The organism is Pseudomonas sp. MT92, assembly GCF_058792515.1.
The window spans coordinates 1-15,296 of record NZ_JBXAFA010000009.1; the positions used below are offsets into that span (position 1 = coordinate 1).

A 15,296-nucleotide genomic window follows, 5' to 3' on the forward strand; every position below is an offset into this window, starting at 1 on the left:
TCGCCGATGGTAGTGTGGGGTTTCCCCATGTGAGAGTAGGTCATCGTCAAGATTAAATTCCAAAACCCCTATCTGCGTATGCAGGTAGGGGTTTTGTTTTTGTCCGCAGGAAAGTGTCGCTAAAAAAGGGATAGTCTGATGGCTATCCCTTTTTCATCCCAAAGCGCTAGTGAAACTTCGGCAACACGTAGTCCGCAATCTCTTGAATAATTTCTGCGACGGGTCGTTCACTGCGCCGTAGATGCAGGCCAACATGCTGTACCCCGGCTTCGCGCAATGCCTGAAGTTCGTCAATCAACGCCAACCGCCCACAAGTGCCGCCGAACCGTACTCGTCCCATGGGGGCGTGGGGATCGTCTGCGAGATCCAGGTGAATGAAGCTGACATAAGGTTTGTTGCCGCCAACCTCGCGCCACAACCCGACTCTACGACGATGTTCGTCTGGCGTGCCTGGATAGGCGAGCCAGCCGTCCATGTGTTGACCAATCCACGCTGGAGATTGTTGGCCAAGACCCGCAACGAGCAACGGTGCTGACTCACCTCGCTCGGGAAGCAAGCGAGCCCCCTCGGGTAAATGACCTTCCCCTTGGCTGCGCAGCAATTCAACGGTATCGCGGAAGATTTCACCGCGCCGATCGTAATCCACGCCAAACAACGGATACTCCATCGGGCGGTCACCACTGGCCACGCCCAGCAGCAGGCGCCCGTCACTCAACTCATCGACACTGTTAGCCGATTTCAACGTCAGCCAAGGCTGACGCAGCGGCAATACAACCGCCGCCGTACCCAGCATGATGTTTTCGGTAATGCCGGCCAGGTACCCGAGATAGGAAAAGGTTTCGAAAACCTGTGCCGCATCACCGAAATGCGGGTCATAAATCGGCACATCACGAACCCAAAGGGCACGAAAACCCGACTTGTCGGCCAGGCGCGCCATGGCCGCGTGTTGCCTCAGGTCCGGTACGCCAAAAGGTCGACCTTCGGCCATCCGCAGACGTTGACCGCCGCTGGACCAATCGTTGTCGAGTGGCAGTTCCAGTCCGATGGAAAACCCATTCGGCCCAAGCAATCGTTGGAATCGTGGATGCATGTATAACTCCCAAAAACAGAACGGAATGACATGCACCCAGTATTCACGGGCTAATCAGCAAGAAAAATGCATGCAAGGGAATATCAGTCTTGAGTAAGACGCACGAGTCAGCGGCAACCGAGATCACTTTGCGACGCTCAACGACTGCCCTTAGAGGAAATCGCACTAAAGTGACCGGGCAGTTTTTGTTATGGTGCAGCTCGTTTTTTTAATGGACTGATTTCAAGCCCACGGATCGGTACTTCCTCTTCAAAGAGTTGCTCCAGAAATGCCCGAACCGATACCGATCAAGGACCACGAAAATGAGACGCGCCTGGTCAACAAAAGACTGATCGCCTGCGCCTTGTTTGTCGTCGCCATTACCTGCGCGCTGGTGGTGCGCATGTATGTCCTGCAGGTAGTCGAATTCGACTATCACTCCACGATCTCCGAAAACAATCGTGTCCACGTCCTGCCGATCACCCCGACTCGTGGGTTGATCTATGACCGCAATGGCGTGGTTCTCGCCGACAACCGGCCCAGTTACAACCTGACCATCACCCGCGAGCGCGCTTCGGACGTCAAGCAAGAACTGGACGAAGTGATCAACCTGCTGCACTTGCCTGCCGAAGACCGCGCGCTGTTCGACAAAGCGATGAAGCAGGCGCGGCATCCGTTCGTACCGGTCACGCTGTTCTATGAGCTCAGCGAAGAACAGATTGCGGTGCTCGCGGTCAACGAATTCCGCTTGCCTGGCATCGATGTCGAACCTCAGTTCGTACGCCACTATCCGTTCGCTGAACACTTCGCTCATTCAATCGGCTACGTCGGTCGTATCAACGAGAAAGAATCCAAGGCCCTGGACTCGGTCGAATACCGTGGCACTCAATCCATCGGCAAAACCGGGGTCGAGAAATTCTACGAGTCGGAACTGCATGGCCATGTCGGTTACGAAGAAGTTGAAACCAACGCTCAAGGGCGCGTATTGCGAGTGCTCAAGCACACCGACCCGGTTCCGGGTAAAAACATCGTCCTGAGTCTAGACGTCAAACTTCAGGAAGCCGCCGAGCAAGCCCTGGGTGACCGCCGTGGTTCGGTGGTTGCGCTTGATCCGTCGACGGGTGAAGTGCTGGCCATGGTCAGCAAGCCCAGCTTCGACCCGAATCTGTTCGTCACCGGCATCAGCTTCAAGGAGTACGCGGCGCTGCACGATTCTATCGACCGGCCGCTGTTCAACCGCGTGCTGCGCGGTCTCTATGCACCGGGCTCGACCATCAAGCCGGAAGTCGCGATTGCCGGCCTCGATGCGGGCGTGGTCACACCGCAGACTCGAGTTTTCGACCCGGGCTACTACCAACTGCCGGACTTCGATCACAAATACCGTAACTGGAACCACAGCGGTGACGGATGGGTGGACATGGACGCGGCGATCATGCGTTCCAACGATACCTATTTCTACGACCTGGCACACAAGCTGGGCATTGATCGTCTGCACGACTATATGGCGATGTTCGGTCTCGGTGAAAAGGTCTCGCTGGACATGTACGAAGAGTCTCCCGGCTTGATGCCGTCCCAGGCCTGGAAGCGCGCCACGCGCCGCCAGCCTTGGTTCCCGGGTGAGACGGTGATCCTCGGCATTGGCCAGGGCTACATGCAAGTCACGCCGCTGCAACTGGCCCAGGCCACCGCGCTGATCGCCAACAAAGGGGTGTGGAACCGCCCGCACCTGGCCCGGACTGTGGACGGTGTCGCACCGGTGGATGAGCACCCGATGCCGAATATCCTGCTCAAGGATCCCCGTGACTGGGAGCAGGTCAACCATGGCATGCAGATGGTCATGCACGATGCCCGAGGAATTGCCCGGGCAGCCGCAGTGGGGGTGCAGTACCGCATCGCCGGCAAGAGCGGCACCGCGCAAGTGGTGGCAATCAAGCAGGGTGAGCGTTACAACCGCGCGAAGACCCTGGAGCGCAACCGCGACAACGCCTTGTTCGTCGGTTTCGCACCGGCGGAACACCCCAAGATTGTCATATCGGTGATGATCGAAAACGGCGAGGCCGGTGGCCGCGTCGCCGGTCCCGTGGTGCGGCAGATCATGGACGCCTGGCTACTTGATCAGGACGGTCACTTGAAGCCGCAATACGCCGCGCCGAGCAAACCGCCGGGCGATCCTCACGTCTGAAAGCCATCGCGATCCACCTGTCGAAACACAAACGCCCTACGGCACTTGCCATAGCCCTTACGTTAACGTAAAGATTGCGGCAGGGCGCCGTTGTACCAAGGCGCAGGGCGGACCGACCCGGAGCGCTTGATGACTCTAATAAAAACAAACTCCCCCAAATTGCACCGCGAAGCCCGGCTGGCCCGGGAAAAGCTGCATCTGGAAGGCGAAGTGCCGGACGGCGTCCTGCGCGCCGAAATCGATGCCTCGTGGCGGCGCAGCCTCAGCCATGGCGTGCATTTCAACGCCAAGCATGAACTGGCGCTGGAATCGACGGCCAGCCTGGATGTTCTGCTGGCAAGCAACCGGCTGCTGATCGATGCGGCACTGCCGGCGATCGATTACCTGGCCGAACGCCAGGGCAAGGAAGGGCTGATCATTCTCGCCAACTCCGAGGCGACCATTCTCGCGGTCGAAGGACGCGCCGACCGTCTCAAGGGCAGCGGTCTGCAAGACATCACCCTCGGTGCCTGCTGGAGCGAAGCCGTACGCGGTACCAATGCCCTCGGTACGGCGCTGGTGGAAGCCCGGCCAACCCTGATCGATTGCGGCGAACATTACCTGGATCGCCTCAGTGATTTCTCTTGCACCTCGGTGCCGATCCATTGCCCCCAGGGCGACATTCTCGGCGTCCTCGACCTGACCCGCGAAGGTCCACTGGGCCGCGCCCACGACAGCACCGCGTTGCTGGCCATGGCCGTCAGCCAGATCGAAAGCCGGGTGTTCAACGCCAGCTATCCGGACGAAATCGTCCTGGCCTTCCACAGCCGTCGGCAGTACCTCGAATCTCCCTGGCAGGGTTTGTTGGCCGTCAGCCTCGGCGGGCAGATCCTCGCGGTCAGTGCCCAGGCCTGCCAGTTGCTGCATGCCGAGCGCTCGGCGCTGGTGGGTCGACGGTGCGAAGAGTTTCTCGGCGTCGATGGCTTGCAACTGTTGGCGCGGCTGCATCAGGGCGGCGTTGGCAGCCTGCAGACCGCCAAAGGCGAGTTCTTCTACAAAACCCTGCGTGCGCCGCAGCGTTCGATCAACGTCAGCACCCCGCCGCGCAGCGTCGCAAAACCCGCCAAGACCCAGCCGGACCTCGAATCACTGGCCGGCAACAACGTGCGTTACGCCCGGGCGTTGCGCATGGCCCGCCAAGGCCTGGCCAACGAACTGCCGGTGTTGCTGTTGGGCGAAACCGGCACCGGTAAAGAAGTCATCGCCCGCGCCCTGCACATGGCTGGCAGCCGCGCCGAAAAGCCCTTCGTGGCGGTAAACTGCGCGGCCATTCCTGAAGGTCTGATCGAGTCCGAACTGTTCGGCTATCGCGAAGGCGCATTCACCGGTTCGCGGCGTGGCGGCATGATCGGTCGCTTGCAACAGGCCCATGGCGGCACGCTGTTCCTCGACGAAATCGGTGACATGCCGCTTGCATTGCAGGCGCGATTGTTGCGCGTGTTGCAGGATCGCAAAGTCGCGCCGTTGGGCGCTGGCGAAGAACAGGACATCGACATCGCATTGATCTGCGCCACCCACCGCGACCTCAAGCGTCTGGTGGAAGAACAACATTTTCGCGAAGACCTGTTCTACCGGGTCAACGGCATCAGCGTGATGCTCCCGGCCCTGCGCGAGCGCGATGACTTCAGCGCGCTGGTCAGCCGTTTGCTGGCCAGACTCGATGCGCCCACAGTGGTGCTGCATGACGACTTGAGTCGTTTGCTCGGCGGTTACCACTGGCCAGGCAACATCCGCCAACTGGAGATGGTCCTGCGTACCGCGCTGGCCATGCGCGAACCGGGGGAAACCGTGCTGACCCTCGATCACCTGCCCGACAGCATGCTCGACGACCTGAACTCCAGCGAACGACCGCAGTCCGGGAGTATTCGCGAAAACGAACTGGAGATGATTCGCCAGTCCCTGGATAGCCATCAGGGCAACGTCTCGGCCGCCGCCGACGCTTTGGGCATCAGCCGCGCGACCCTGTATCGCAAGCTCAAACAGTTGCGCTCGTGATGCAGCGCCTGATCGTTCGGCTGATCGACAGCCAGAACCCCGAAGCTCTGCAATCAGCGCTGCGCTGGCTCTACAGTTTCGTGCGGCCCCATCGGCTGGCGATCGCCGGGCTGCTCGGCTTGTCGGTCTGTGCTTCGGCATTGGTGCTGGTGCAACCGTGGCTGACCAAGCTGTTGATCGACGACGGGTTGCTCGCGCGCAATTTCCCGATGCTGGTGCTGATCGCCGGGTTGATGATCGTCGCCGGCTTGCTCGGCACGGCGTTGTCCGGGATCAACCGTTATCTGCACACGCGGCTGTCCGGGCGCATGCTGTTTGCACTGCGTGATGACCTCTATCGGCATTTGCAGACCCTGTCACCCAGCTTCTACGGCCAGCGGCGCATCGGTGACCTGATGTCGCGCCTCGATGGCGACGTGGCGGAGATCCAGCGTTTTGCCGTGGACTCGCTGTTCTCGGCGGTGTCCAGCGTGATTGGCCTGGTGGTGGCGCTGGCGATGCTGCTGACCCTGTCCTGGAAACTTTCGCTGCTGGCGCTGGTGCTGATTCCCCTCGACGTGCTCTGGCTGCGCTGGATGCGACGCAAGGTCGAGCGTGATGTGCGGCAGTTACGCGAGCGCTCGGCAGACATGTCCTCATTCATGGTCGAAACGCTGCCGGTGATGAAATTCATCCAGTCCGCCGGTCAGCAGCAGCGCGAAGCACGGCGCCTGGAAAACCTCGGCCAGGGCTACATGAGCCAGTTGCTGCGCCTGCAAGTCACCGAGTTTTTCACCCAGGCCGTGCCGGGCACGCTGACGTCCCTGTCCCGCGCCTGCGCCTTTCTGATCGGCGGATACTGGGTGGTGCAGGGCACTTGGCAACTGGGCGCGCTGATCGCGTTTTCGACCTACCTGGGCATGGCCGTCGGGCCGGTGCAGAGCCTGCTCGGGCTCTATGTCGCCATTCAGCGAATGACCGTCAGCCTCGGGCGCGTGATGGAACTGCGCGGCGAACAGCCGACCGTACTGACACCCGCGACGCCACAGCCGCTGCCGTCCTCTGGCGATCTGCGTTTCGATGACGTGCACTTCAGCCATCCGGGTCGATCGACCACCCTGCGCGGCATCCAGGCATCCATACCCTACGGTTTGAAAGTCGCCTTGAGCGGCGGCTCCGGCGTTGGCAAATCGACCTTGATCGACCTGCTGCAACGCCACCATGACCCGCAATCCGGTCGGGTGCTGCTCGGCGAAGTGGACTTGCGAGAACTGGATCTGTTCCAGCTGCGTCGGCGTATCGCCGTGGTCAGTCAGGACATCGTGCTGTTTCGCGGCAGCCTGGCCGACAACCTGGCCTATGCGGTGCCGGATGCCAGCCGCGAAGCGATTGCCGAAGTGGCCCGGCTGGCGCAACTCGATAGCCTGATCGCCTCCTTGCCCGAAGGCCTCGACAGCCCGCTGGGTGAGCGCGGGCAGCAGTTGTCCGGTGGGCAAAAACAACGCATCGCCATTGCCCGCGCACTCTTGCAGGACCCTATGATCCTGGTGCTCGACGAAGCCACCTCGGCGGTGGACGAAGCCACCGAGCGCGAAGTGATCGAGGCTATCGACCGCCTGTTCGCCGGGCGCACACGGATACTGATCAGCCATCGTCCTTCGACCCTGGCCGATGCCGACCTGCGCTTTGAATTGCTCGACGGCGTATTGATTTCCAAAGCGGTGCTGCATGAAGCCTGAGTTGCGTATTGGTGTGGTGGACAGCGGTCACTCGGCGGCGCAGCAGGTGCAAGTTATCGCCGGGCGGCGCTTTGCGCTGGTGGAGGACGGACTCACCGAGAGCGATTTGCACGGCGATCCCCTGGGCCACGGCAGCGCGGTCATCGAAGCCATCGGCCGCCGTGCGCCATCGGCACTGTTCTGCGTGGCCCAGGTGTTCGATCAGCGTGGGGTGACCAGTGCCTTACAAATTGCCACGGCGATCGACTGGCTGGTGGCCCGTGATGTGCGGCTGATCAATTTGAGTCTCGGCCTGCGTCAGGATCGCAGTCTGTTACGTGGCGCGTGCGCGGCGGCGGTGGCGAAGGGCGTATTGCTTTGCGCGTCCAGTCCGGCCCAGGGCGAAGGCGTGTTCCCGGCGAATTATCCACACGTGCTGCGCGTGACCGGCGATGCGCGCTGCGCCGAACTCGAATGGTCGTGGCTCAACACCACGCAGGCAGACTTTGCCGCCTGCGTGCACGGCACTTATCCGGGGCAGTCGGGCGCCAGTCTCGGTTGCGCGGCGTTGAGCGGGCATATCGCTGCGTTCCTGGTGGCCCACCCCGAGGCGAGCAATGAACAGGTGATCGACTACCTGCAACACAACGCTCGCTATCGCGGACCTGAACGGCGCCTCGGGCCATGACCGCGATTGTGGTGCTGGGCGCCGGACCGGCGGGCGCGGCGGTGGCACTGGGGCTGCGGCGCCTCGGCTATGCCGTGACCCTGGTCAGCGAGTGGCGCCGGTTTGCCGCGCTGGAAGGCGTATCCGTGCGGGTACTGGAGGCCTTGCGCGGTGCAGGGCTGCATCACGCTTTGGAGGAGGCGGCGTTGCCTTCTCAACGGCAGGTCAATTGGAACGGCCAGCAACACGCACAAAACATCGAATTCCTGTTGGATCGCCCGACCTTCGATCGCGGCCTGCGCCAAGACTTGCGCGCGGCTGGCGTGCTATTGATCGAAGGCCGGGTGCTGGGCGTGCAGTCATTCCCCGATGGACATTGCATCGACATCGAAGGCCGCGAAAGCCTGAGCGCAGACTTTCTGGTCGAAGCCCGTGGGCGTCAGGCACCGGCGCTCGGCAAGGGCCTGCGCGGGCCGGAGACGGTCAGCCTGCTCAATCGCTGGCAAGGCACCCCGGGCGACACTGCCAGCGCCGTGGAAAGCCTTGAGGACGGCTGGGCGTGGATGGCGCGGCGGGCCGACGGCCAGTGCTACTGGCAATGGACGGTGGACGTGGCCAGCGCCGGGTTGCCGGGCAAGGCGCAGTTGCTGGCGTACTGTCGCCACCGGCGTCGGGATTCGGCCGTGGCTCGGGCGTTTTTTGCCGGCGAAGCGGAGGTTGATCTGAACCTGCACGCCCGCAGCAGCACAGCCATCCTGAGCCCGCAGGTGTGTGGCGATCACTGGATACGGGTCGGCGATGCGGCGATGGCGGTGGATCCGCTGTCGGGCAATGGCATCTTTCAATCGCTGTCGTCGGCATTGCAGGCGCCGACGGTGATCAACACCCTGTTGTGCAAACCCGAACGGGCTGCGCTGGCCCGGCGTTTTCACCAGCAACGGGTGGAACAGCTGTTTTTGCGTTTCGCACGGATCGGTCGGGATTTTTATGCCGATGAGCAGCGCTGGTTGAGCCAGCCGTTCTGGGAGGCGCGGCGACAGTGGCCGGATGCCGAGATCGCCCATGCCGAGGCGGATTTCAGTGCGCTGCGAATCGAGCGGGCGCCGGTGTTGCGCGACGGGTTTGTCGATGAGGCCGAAGTGGTGATCACGGCGGATCAGCCGTTGGGGATCTGGCATGTACAGGGGATTGAGCTGGCACCATTGATACGGCGGTTGCGCACCGAGCCGGCCGAGCAGGCGCTGGCCGGGCTGACGGTGGAGCAGGGGAGGATGGTTCGCAGTTGGTTATTGGCTCAAGGCTTCAAACCCTGAAATTTGTGCTGTCTGGACCGGCCCCATCGCGGGCTTGCCCGCGATGGCGGCCGAAAGGGCCCCGCTATTACAACTTGATCAACACCGACTTCAACTCCGTGTAATGCTCGATCGCCGCATAACCCATCTCGCGCCCGACCCCCGACATCTTGTAACCGCCGAACGGCAACGCCGGGTCCAGCGCGCTATGGCAGTTGACCCACACAGAACCGGACTTGATCCGCGGAATCATCCGGTGCACCGCCGCCAGGTCATTCGACCAGATACTCGCGCCCAAGCCGTAAGGGCTGTCGTTGGCCATGCGCAGCGCATCGGCTTCGTCATCGAACGGAATCGCCACCAGCACCGGGCCGAAGATTTCTTCCTGCACCAGTGAGTGCTTCTGATCGACGTCGACGATCACCGTTGGCTTGACGAAAAAACCCGGCCCGAATTGCTCGCCGCCGCAGGCAATGGTCGCACCGCTTTCCCGGCCTTTTTCGATATAGCCATACACCCGCGCCTGCTGGCGCGCAGAGATCAGCGGCCCCATCTCGACGCTCGGGTCCAGGCCGTTGCCGAGCTTCATGGCATTGGCGATGCCGGCGATGTCCGCCACTACATTGTCGAAATGCTTGCGCTGCACATACAGGCGCGAGCCGGCGCAGCACACCTGGCCCTGATTGAAGAAAATCGCGCTGGCGGCGCCGGCGGCGGCGCTTGGCAGGTCGGCATCGGCCATGACGATGGTCGGCGACTTGCCGCCCAATTCGAGGGTGACCCGGGTCATCGAGTCCATGGCAATCTTGCCGATCTGCTGGCCCACGGCGGTGGAGCCGGTAAAGGTCAGCTTATCCACCAGCGGGTTGTGGGTCAGTGCGGAGCCGGCGGTGATGCCCGTGCCGGTGACCACGTTGAACACGCCTTCGGGATAGCCGGCTTCCAGTACCAGCTCCGCCAGTTTCAGTGCGGTCAGTGGCGTTTCATCGGCAGGCTTGAGCACCACGGTGCAACCGGTGGCCAGGGCCGGACCGAGCTTCCAGCAGGCCAGCAGCAACGGGAAGTTCCAGGCAACGATGGCACCGACCACACCCACCGCTTCGCGACGGATAAAGCTGTGGAACTGATCGTTGGGCATCAGCGGCAACGACACCTCGACGCTGGAGCCTTCGATCTTGGTCGCCCAACCGGCCATGTAGCGCAGGAAGTCGATGGCCAGTTGCACATCCATCACCTGTGCGACGGCAGCGCTTTTGCCATTGTTCAGGCACTCCAGCTGCGCCAGCAGCTCGGCGTCGCGTTGCATCAGGTCGGCGAGTTTCCACAACAGGTTCTGCCGCTCCCGGGGGCGGGTACGGCTCCAGGCCGAGTCATCGAACGCGTGACGCGCGGCGAGCACGGCGTGGTCGACATCTTCCGGCGTGGCCCGTGGCACCACACAAAGCACTTCGCCAGTGGCCGGGTTGTGCAGGGGCATGGTCTGGCCGTCGGCGGCCTCGACCCAATCACCGCCGATCAACATGCGCGGTGCGCGCTGGATGAAGGCCGAAGTGGCGGGGAGTAGATTCGGGAGGGACATGGCAAAGCCTCTTGTTGTTCGTGAGAACGAGACTTTCGCAATGGCTGTGCCAACTGCCCCGGGAAGGCCTTACGGCCCGCTGTTGGCGGGAGTTGGATAAAGCCCGGGACGGGCGGCAGCGGGGGAATTGTCGCAATTCGCGACGTCGGCTGAGACGCACGCGACGGATTGGTCAGCCCCGGCCAGCGATGAGGCCAGGGCGTGTCCGGGCAGGGCTATTGGGAATCAGACCTTCTCATTGATTCTTTTGGCATCGCGTGCAGCCACGATTGCGGCATCCGTCTGCGGCGTCCCCAGTTCACCTTTACGCCATAACTGGTGTGAGAAATAGCCGTCGATGGCTTCAGCGCTTGGCGCGTTGCCCTTTGGCAGAAACAGGGCCGCCATATCAATAGTGTTGGCGAAGTTGTCTTTGGTCAGGTTGTACTTGCCCAAATGGCTGCCTCCCCAGCCTGCATCGGCCGCGACCAACTCGATGGACGTGTCCCGGTAACCGCTCGCCGCCATTTTCAGTGAGCTTGAGGCATTGAGCAGTGAGTTCAGTTGATCCATGTCTGAAGCACTCAGCTCGTTGGCGGTGTTCAGCACTTTGAGGTTGCCATCGGCTTCAATGGTAAAGCCGAATTTCTTGTTGGCGAGATCCGGAAAAACATCACTCAAGGCCGACTTGAAGTCTTCGAACGCCAGTTTCAGCGACTCGTGCGCATTTTTGTGCTGTTCGGCAATTTGCGGGAAGTCAGCTGTCTGGGAACGGCCGATCCAGGTCTCGATGACTTCCATTGTCGGGCTGATTGTCTGGGCTTCATCGCTGGGATGGTAAACCGCCGCCGGATTGAGGTTGACCGCCGTCTTTTGGAGGTCTTCGCTGAGCGTTGTCTTTGTCAATGGTTGCGCGGTTTTGCTCAGCTCAGCGGCTGATGGCTGGATAAAGACAGAGGTTAAAGAGATTGCCATGTCGTCATTCCCTGATCATTGGTCGTAAGTCGTTTATCGACGAGTTGAAGCCAGGCTTGAGCGATTGCGTTTCGATAGACGTTACTGAATGTGTCGGGAGTGTATTGGGAGGTGACTGCAAGCATAGGCATCTATGCTTGTCTCAGATTGCTACAGCTGTCGCGAAACTGGACGCCGGGGCTTGGGGTAAATGCCGACGCAATGCGGTGATAAACCCGTAACTGTTTGATTAAAAAGATTATCGGCAAGCTGGCACGCTCCGTGTATTGCTCATCGCAGACGTTTCTACTGCCTCCGTCAGCGGCTCGCCGCCGGCGGCAGAAACCCAAAAAACGATAAGCCACAAAAATAAGAAAGCACCGTGCGAGGTTCGACGTTGATGAAGAGAAAACTCCGATCAGGCATGAGCGCCAGCCTGCTGGCTGTAGCCGCTTGTATAGCACTGCATTCGCCTCACAGCCTGGCAGCCCGCGACGCCCAGACCATCCTCAAGGAAACCTGTCAGGGCTGTCATACCCCCGAAGCCGATAACGCCCTGAGCCGCATCAGCCACCAGCGCAAGACGCCGGAGGGCTGGTTGATGAGCATCGCCCGGATGCAGACCATGCACGGTTTGCAGATCAGCAATGAAGACCGCCGGACGCTGGTCAAGTACCTGGCCGACACCCAGGGCCTGGCACCGAGCGAGACCGACGGCGTGCGTTATGCACTGGAACGCCGGCTCAACACCGCCGAGAAGTTCGACGAGCAGACCAGCCAGATGTGCGGTCGCTGCCACTCCGGTGCGCGGGTTGCCCTGCAACGACGTCCGGCCCAGGAATGGGAGCGTCTGGTGAACTTCCACCTCGGCCAGTGGCCGTCCCTGGAATACCAGGCCCTGGCCCGCGATCGCGACTGGTTCGATATCGCTCGCAAAGACATGGTGCCGCTGTTGGCCAAGCGCTATCCGCTGGACAACCCGGCCTGGAAGAAATGGCAGAGCGTGGCGCCGAAGTCCGATGCACTGGTGGGCGACTGGAGCTTCAGCGGTCATTTGCCGGGCAAGGGTGAACTGGCGGGTGTGATGAGCGTCAGCGCCGACGGCAGCGACACCTTCAAGGTCAGCGTCAAAGGCCAATACGCCGACGGCACCCCGTTCAACGGCGACGGCAGCGCGATCCTCTACACCGGCTACGAATGGCGCGGCAACGTGACCATCGACGGCGTGACCATGCGCCAGGTGTTCGCCGCCCAGGGCAATGCGATGCAGGGCCGGATGTTCGAGGCCGAGCACGATGAGCGTGGCCTGGACTTCGTTGCCGCCAAACAGGGTTCCGCCCGTTTGCTGGCGGTGCAGCCGGGTTATCTGAAGGCCGGCAGCGAAAGCGAAGTCACCCTGGTCGGCAGCGGTCTGAGTGGCAAGCCGAATTTCGGCAAAGACGTGGAAGTGCTCGAAGTCATCGAGCAGAGCCCGCAGCGGATCAAGGTCAAACTCAAGGCCGCCGCCAATGCCCAGCCGGGTCTGCGCGCGGTCACTGTCGGTACGCTGAAAGGCCCGAGCCTGTCGGTGTACAGCCAGATCGCCGAAGTCAAAGTCGTGCCTGAGTTCTCGGTGGCGCGGATCGGCGAGGGCGGCGGTTCGACGCCGAAAGTCCAGGGCCGATTCGACGCCGAAGCCTGGGGCAAGGGCGCCGATGGCAAGCCGTATCGCATCGGCGTGTTCCCGGCGCAGTGGAAGGTCGAGGCCTTCGACGACCGCGCCAGGGAAGACGAAGACGTCAAGTTCGCCGGCACCATGCAGGCCGACGCGGGCGTGTTCACACCGGGCGATGCCGGACCGAATCCGGCGCGCAAAATGTCCACCAACAATGCCGGCAACCTCAAGGTGATCGCCGCCGTCGACGACGCAGGGAAATCCCTGACCGGCGAAGGCCACATGATCGTGACTGTGCAACGCTGGAACAACCCACCCATTCCGTGATGTTGAAACGTGAGCTGCACTGACAGCAAAGGCTTCAGACACTTTTCGGAATGACCGCAAGCCCCGCAGAACGGGGCTTGCACAGGAGGTTTGCCATGGGCGCTATCTTGAATCTGGTCGAACGCAACCTGCACGAAGTGCACGTTGATGCCGACCGCATGCTGTTCCATATTCCCAGCAGTTCGCTGTTCGCCAGCGATGAACTGACGGGCACCATCATCGATACCTTGCGCGGCCCCGGCTGCTCGTCGGACGACCTGATCGAGCGGCTGGCCGCGCGTTTCAACGGTGAAGAAGTCACCGAAACCCTGCGCGAGCTGATAGCCCTGGAACTCGTCAGCGACGGCTCGCCGCTGACCCCGGACATCGCCACCAAACGGGTCGAGCGCACGGCGATCAACACCGTGGTGCTCAACGTCAACACCGGCTGCAACCTGAGCTGCACCTACTGCTACAAGGAAGACCTCGACAAGCCCTCGGCCGGCAAGAAAATGGACGTTGAGACCGCCATTGCTTCGGTGGAGATGCTGCTGCGCGAATCCCCGGAGGAAGAACGTTTCACCGTGGTGTTCTTCGGCGGAGAGCCGCTGAGCAATCGCAAGCTGATCGAGTACATGGTCGATTACTGTGAAAAGCGTTTTCGCGAGGCCGGCAAGTTCGTCGAGTTCGTGATGACCACCAACGCCACGCTGCTCACCGAAGAAACCGTGGACTACCTCAACGCCCACCGTTTCGGGCTCTCGGTGAGTATCGACGGGCCGAAAACCGTGCACGACCGCAACCGCATCACCGTGGGCGGGCAGGGCACCTACGACGTGGTGCGGCGCAAGGCCGAAATGCTGCTGTCGCGCTACAACAGCCGTCCGGTCGGCGCGCGGGTGACCCTGACCACCGGCGTCACCGATGTCGAAACCATCTGGGATCACCTGTTCAACGAACTGGGTTTTGCCGAAGTCGGTTTCGCCCCCGTCACCTCAGGCGACATCAGCACCTTCAACCTGACCAGTGACGAACTGATCGAAGTTTTCGCCAACATGAAGAAGCTCGGCCGACGTTACCTGGAAGCAGCGCTGGAGCACCGCAATATCGGCTTCTCCAACCTGCATCAGTTGATCACCGACATCCACGAAGGCCACAAAAAAGCCCTGCCCTGCGGCGCGGGCCTGAAGATGCTGGCGGTCGATCACAAGGGTGAGTTGAACCTGTGCCACCGCTTTACCGGTTCGAGCCTGCCGACCTTCGGCAACGTACACAGCGGCGTGAAACAGGTGGAGTTGAACGACTTCCTGTCCCAGCGCCTCGACCGTACCAACACCGGCTGCGAAGACTGCCAGATCCGTAATCTGTGCTCCGGTGGCTGCTACCACGAAAGCTACGCCCGCTACGGCGACCCGACCCATCCGACCTATCACTACTGCGAACTGATGCGTGACTGGGTCGACTTCGGCATCGAGGTCTACACCCGGATCATGGCTCATAACCCTGCGTTCATCAGCAGCTACATCACTCCGCGCAAGGCTCACTGATATGAAACATCTCAAGGCAATCAATAACAAAGCGTTGAAGCTGGATCAGGCCGCGGACGAAAACCGCATCGAAGAAGTGGTGGCGATGAGCTCGGTGGCGGGCTGCGCCTCGACCACCGACCCGGGTTGGGAGATCGATGCATTTGGCGGTGTGTCGTCGCTGTGCCAGCCGATGGAAGCCGACCTGTATGGCTGCTCCGATCCGTGCTGGTGGCCGGCCCAGGTGCCCGACATGATGAGCACCTATCCGGACTGGAACAAGGATGCCCAGGCGTCCAACGAAAACTGGCGCAACCTCGGCACTGTCTTCCCCAAAGACAAGTGATCAGATAAGAA

The 15,296-nt window shown here is 61.5% G+C and carries 11 protein-coding genes; 8 read left to right on the plus strand and 3 right to left on the minus strand.

The features are described from left to right. Positions 1-166 precede the first annotated feature (166 nt). A complete protein-coding gene (locus AC1Q6D_RS17540; RefSeq protein ID WP_103405881.1) occupies positions 167-1,090 on the minus strand; it encodes a TIGR03571 family LLM class oxidoreductase in 924 nt (307 codons plus the stop codon). Between the two features lie 268 nt (positions 1,091-1,358). On the opposite strand from AC1Q6D_RS17540, the gene mrdA reads away from it, so the two are divergent. From mrdA to qhpG, 5 genes are all read left to right on the plus strand, one after another. Further along, positions 1,359-3,251 (plus strand): penicillin-binding protein 2, encoded by a 1,893-nt coding sequence (gene mrdA / locus AC1Q6D_RS17545; RefSeq protein WP_103405880.1) that lies wholly within the window; start codon positions 1,359-1,361, stop codon positions 3,249-3,251. A 129-nt stretch (positions 3,252-3,380) separates the two neighbouring features. Further along, on the plus strand, positions 3,381-5,285 hold the full coding sequence (locus AC1Q6D_RS17550; protein WP_103405879.1) for a sigma-54-dependent Fis family transcriptional regulator: 1,905 nt from the start codon (positions 3,381-3,383) through the stop codon (positions 5,283-5,285). Further along, the gene (locus AC1Q6D_RS17555; RefSeq protein ID WP_103405878.1) at positions 5,285-7,003 is read left to right on the plus strand and encodes an ABC transporter ATP-binding protein; all 1,719 of its coding nucleotides are present in this window, start codon (positions 5,285-5,287) and stop codon (positions 7,001-7,003) included. Before AC1Q6D_RS17550 ends, AC1Q6D_RS17555 begins: the two co-directional genes overlap by 1 nt. Continuing rightward, positions 6,993-7,670: a subtilisin-like serine protease QhpE gene (qhpE, locus tag AC1Q6D_RS17560; protein WP_103405877.1), complete on the plus strand. Its 678-nt coding sequence runs from the start codon at positions 6,993-6,995 to the stop codon at positions 7,668-7,670. Before AC1Q6D_RS17555 ends, qhpE begins: the two co-directional genes overlap by 11 nt. Beyond that, on the plus strand, positions 7,667-8,962 hold the full coding sequence (qhpG, locus tag AC1Q6D_RS17565; RefSeq protein ID WP_103405876.1) for a flavin-dependent monooxygenase QhpG: 1,296 nt from the start codon (positions 7,667-7,669) through the stop codon (positions 8,960-8,962). The genes qhpE and qhpG overlap by 4 nt, the downstream gene beginning before the upstream one ends. A 67-nt stretch (positions 8,963-9,029) precedes the next feature. On the opposite strand, the gene AC1Q6D_RS17570 is transcribed toward qhpG, so the two are convergent. Beyond that, entirely contained in the window at positions 9,030-10,520 is a 1,491-nt protein-coding gene (locus AC1Q6D_RS17570) for an aldehyde dehydrogenase family protein (protein ID WP_103405875.1), read from the minus strand. 225 nt (positions 10,521-10,745) lie between these two features. After that, positions 10,746-11,474, minus strand: coding sequence for a hypothetical protein (locus AC1Q6D_RS17575; RefSeq protein WP_103405874.1), 729 nt, complete (start codon positions 11,472-11,474; stop codon positions 10,746-10,748). Positions 11,475-11,853: 379 nt separating this feature from the next. On the opposite strand from AC1Q6D_RS17575, the gene peaA reads away from it, so the two are divergent. The 3 genes from peaA to qhpC all read left to right on the plus strand — a co-directional run bounded on the left by peaA (position 11,854) and on the right by qhpC (position 15,285). Continuing rightward, entirely contained in the window at positions 11,854-13,434 is a 1,581-nt protein-coding gene (gene peaA, locus AC1Q6D_RS17580) for a quinohemoprotein amine dehydrogenase subunit alpha (RefSeq protein ID WP_103405873.1), read from the plus strand. A gap of 95 nt (positions 13,435-13,529) precedes the next feature. After that, positions 13,530-14,960, plus strand: a complete 1,431-nt coding sequence (gene peaB / locus AC1Q6D_RS17585; protein ID WP_103405872.1) for a quinohemoprotein amine dehydrogenase maturation protein — start codon at positions 13,530-13,532, stop codon at positions 14,958-14,960. A gap of 1 nt (position 14,961) precedes the next feature. Continuing rightward, a complete protein-coding gene (qhpC, locus tag AC1Q6D_RS17590) occupies positions 14,962-15,285 on the plus strand; it encodes a quinohemoprotein amine dehydrogenase subunit gamma (protein WP_007971075.1) in 324 nt (107 codons plus the stop codon). The last annotated feature ends 11 nt before the right edge of the window (positions 15,286-15,296 follow it).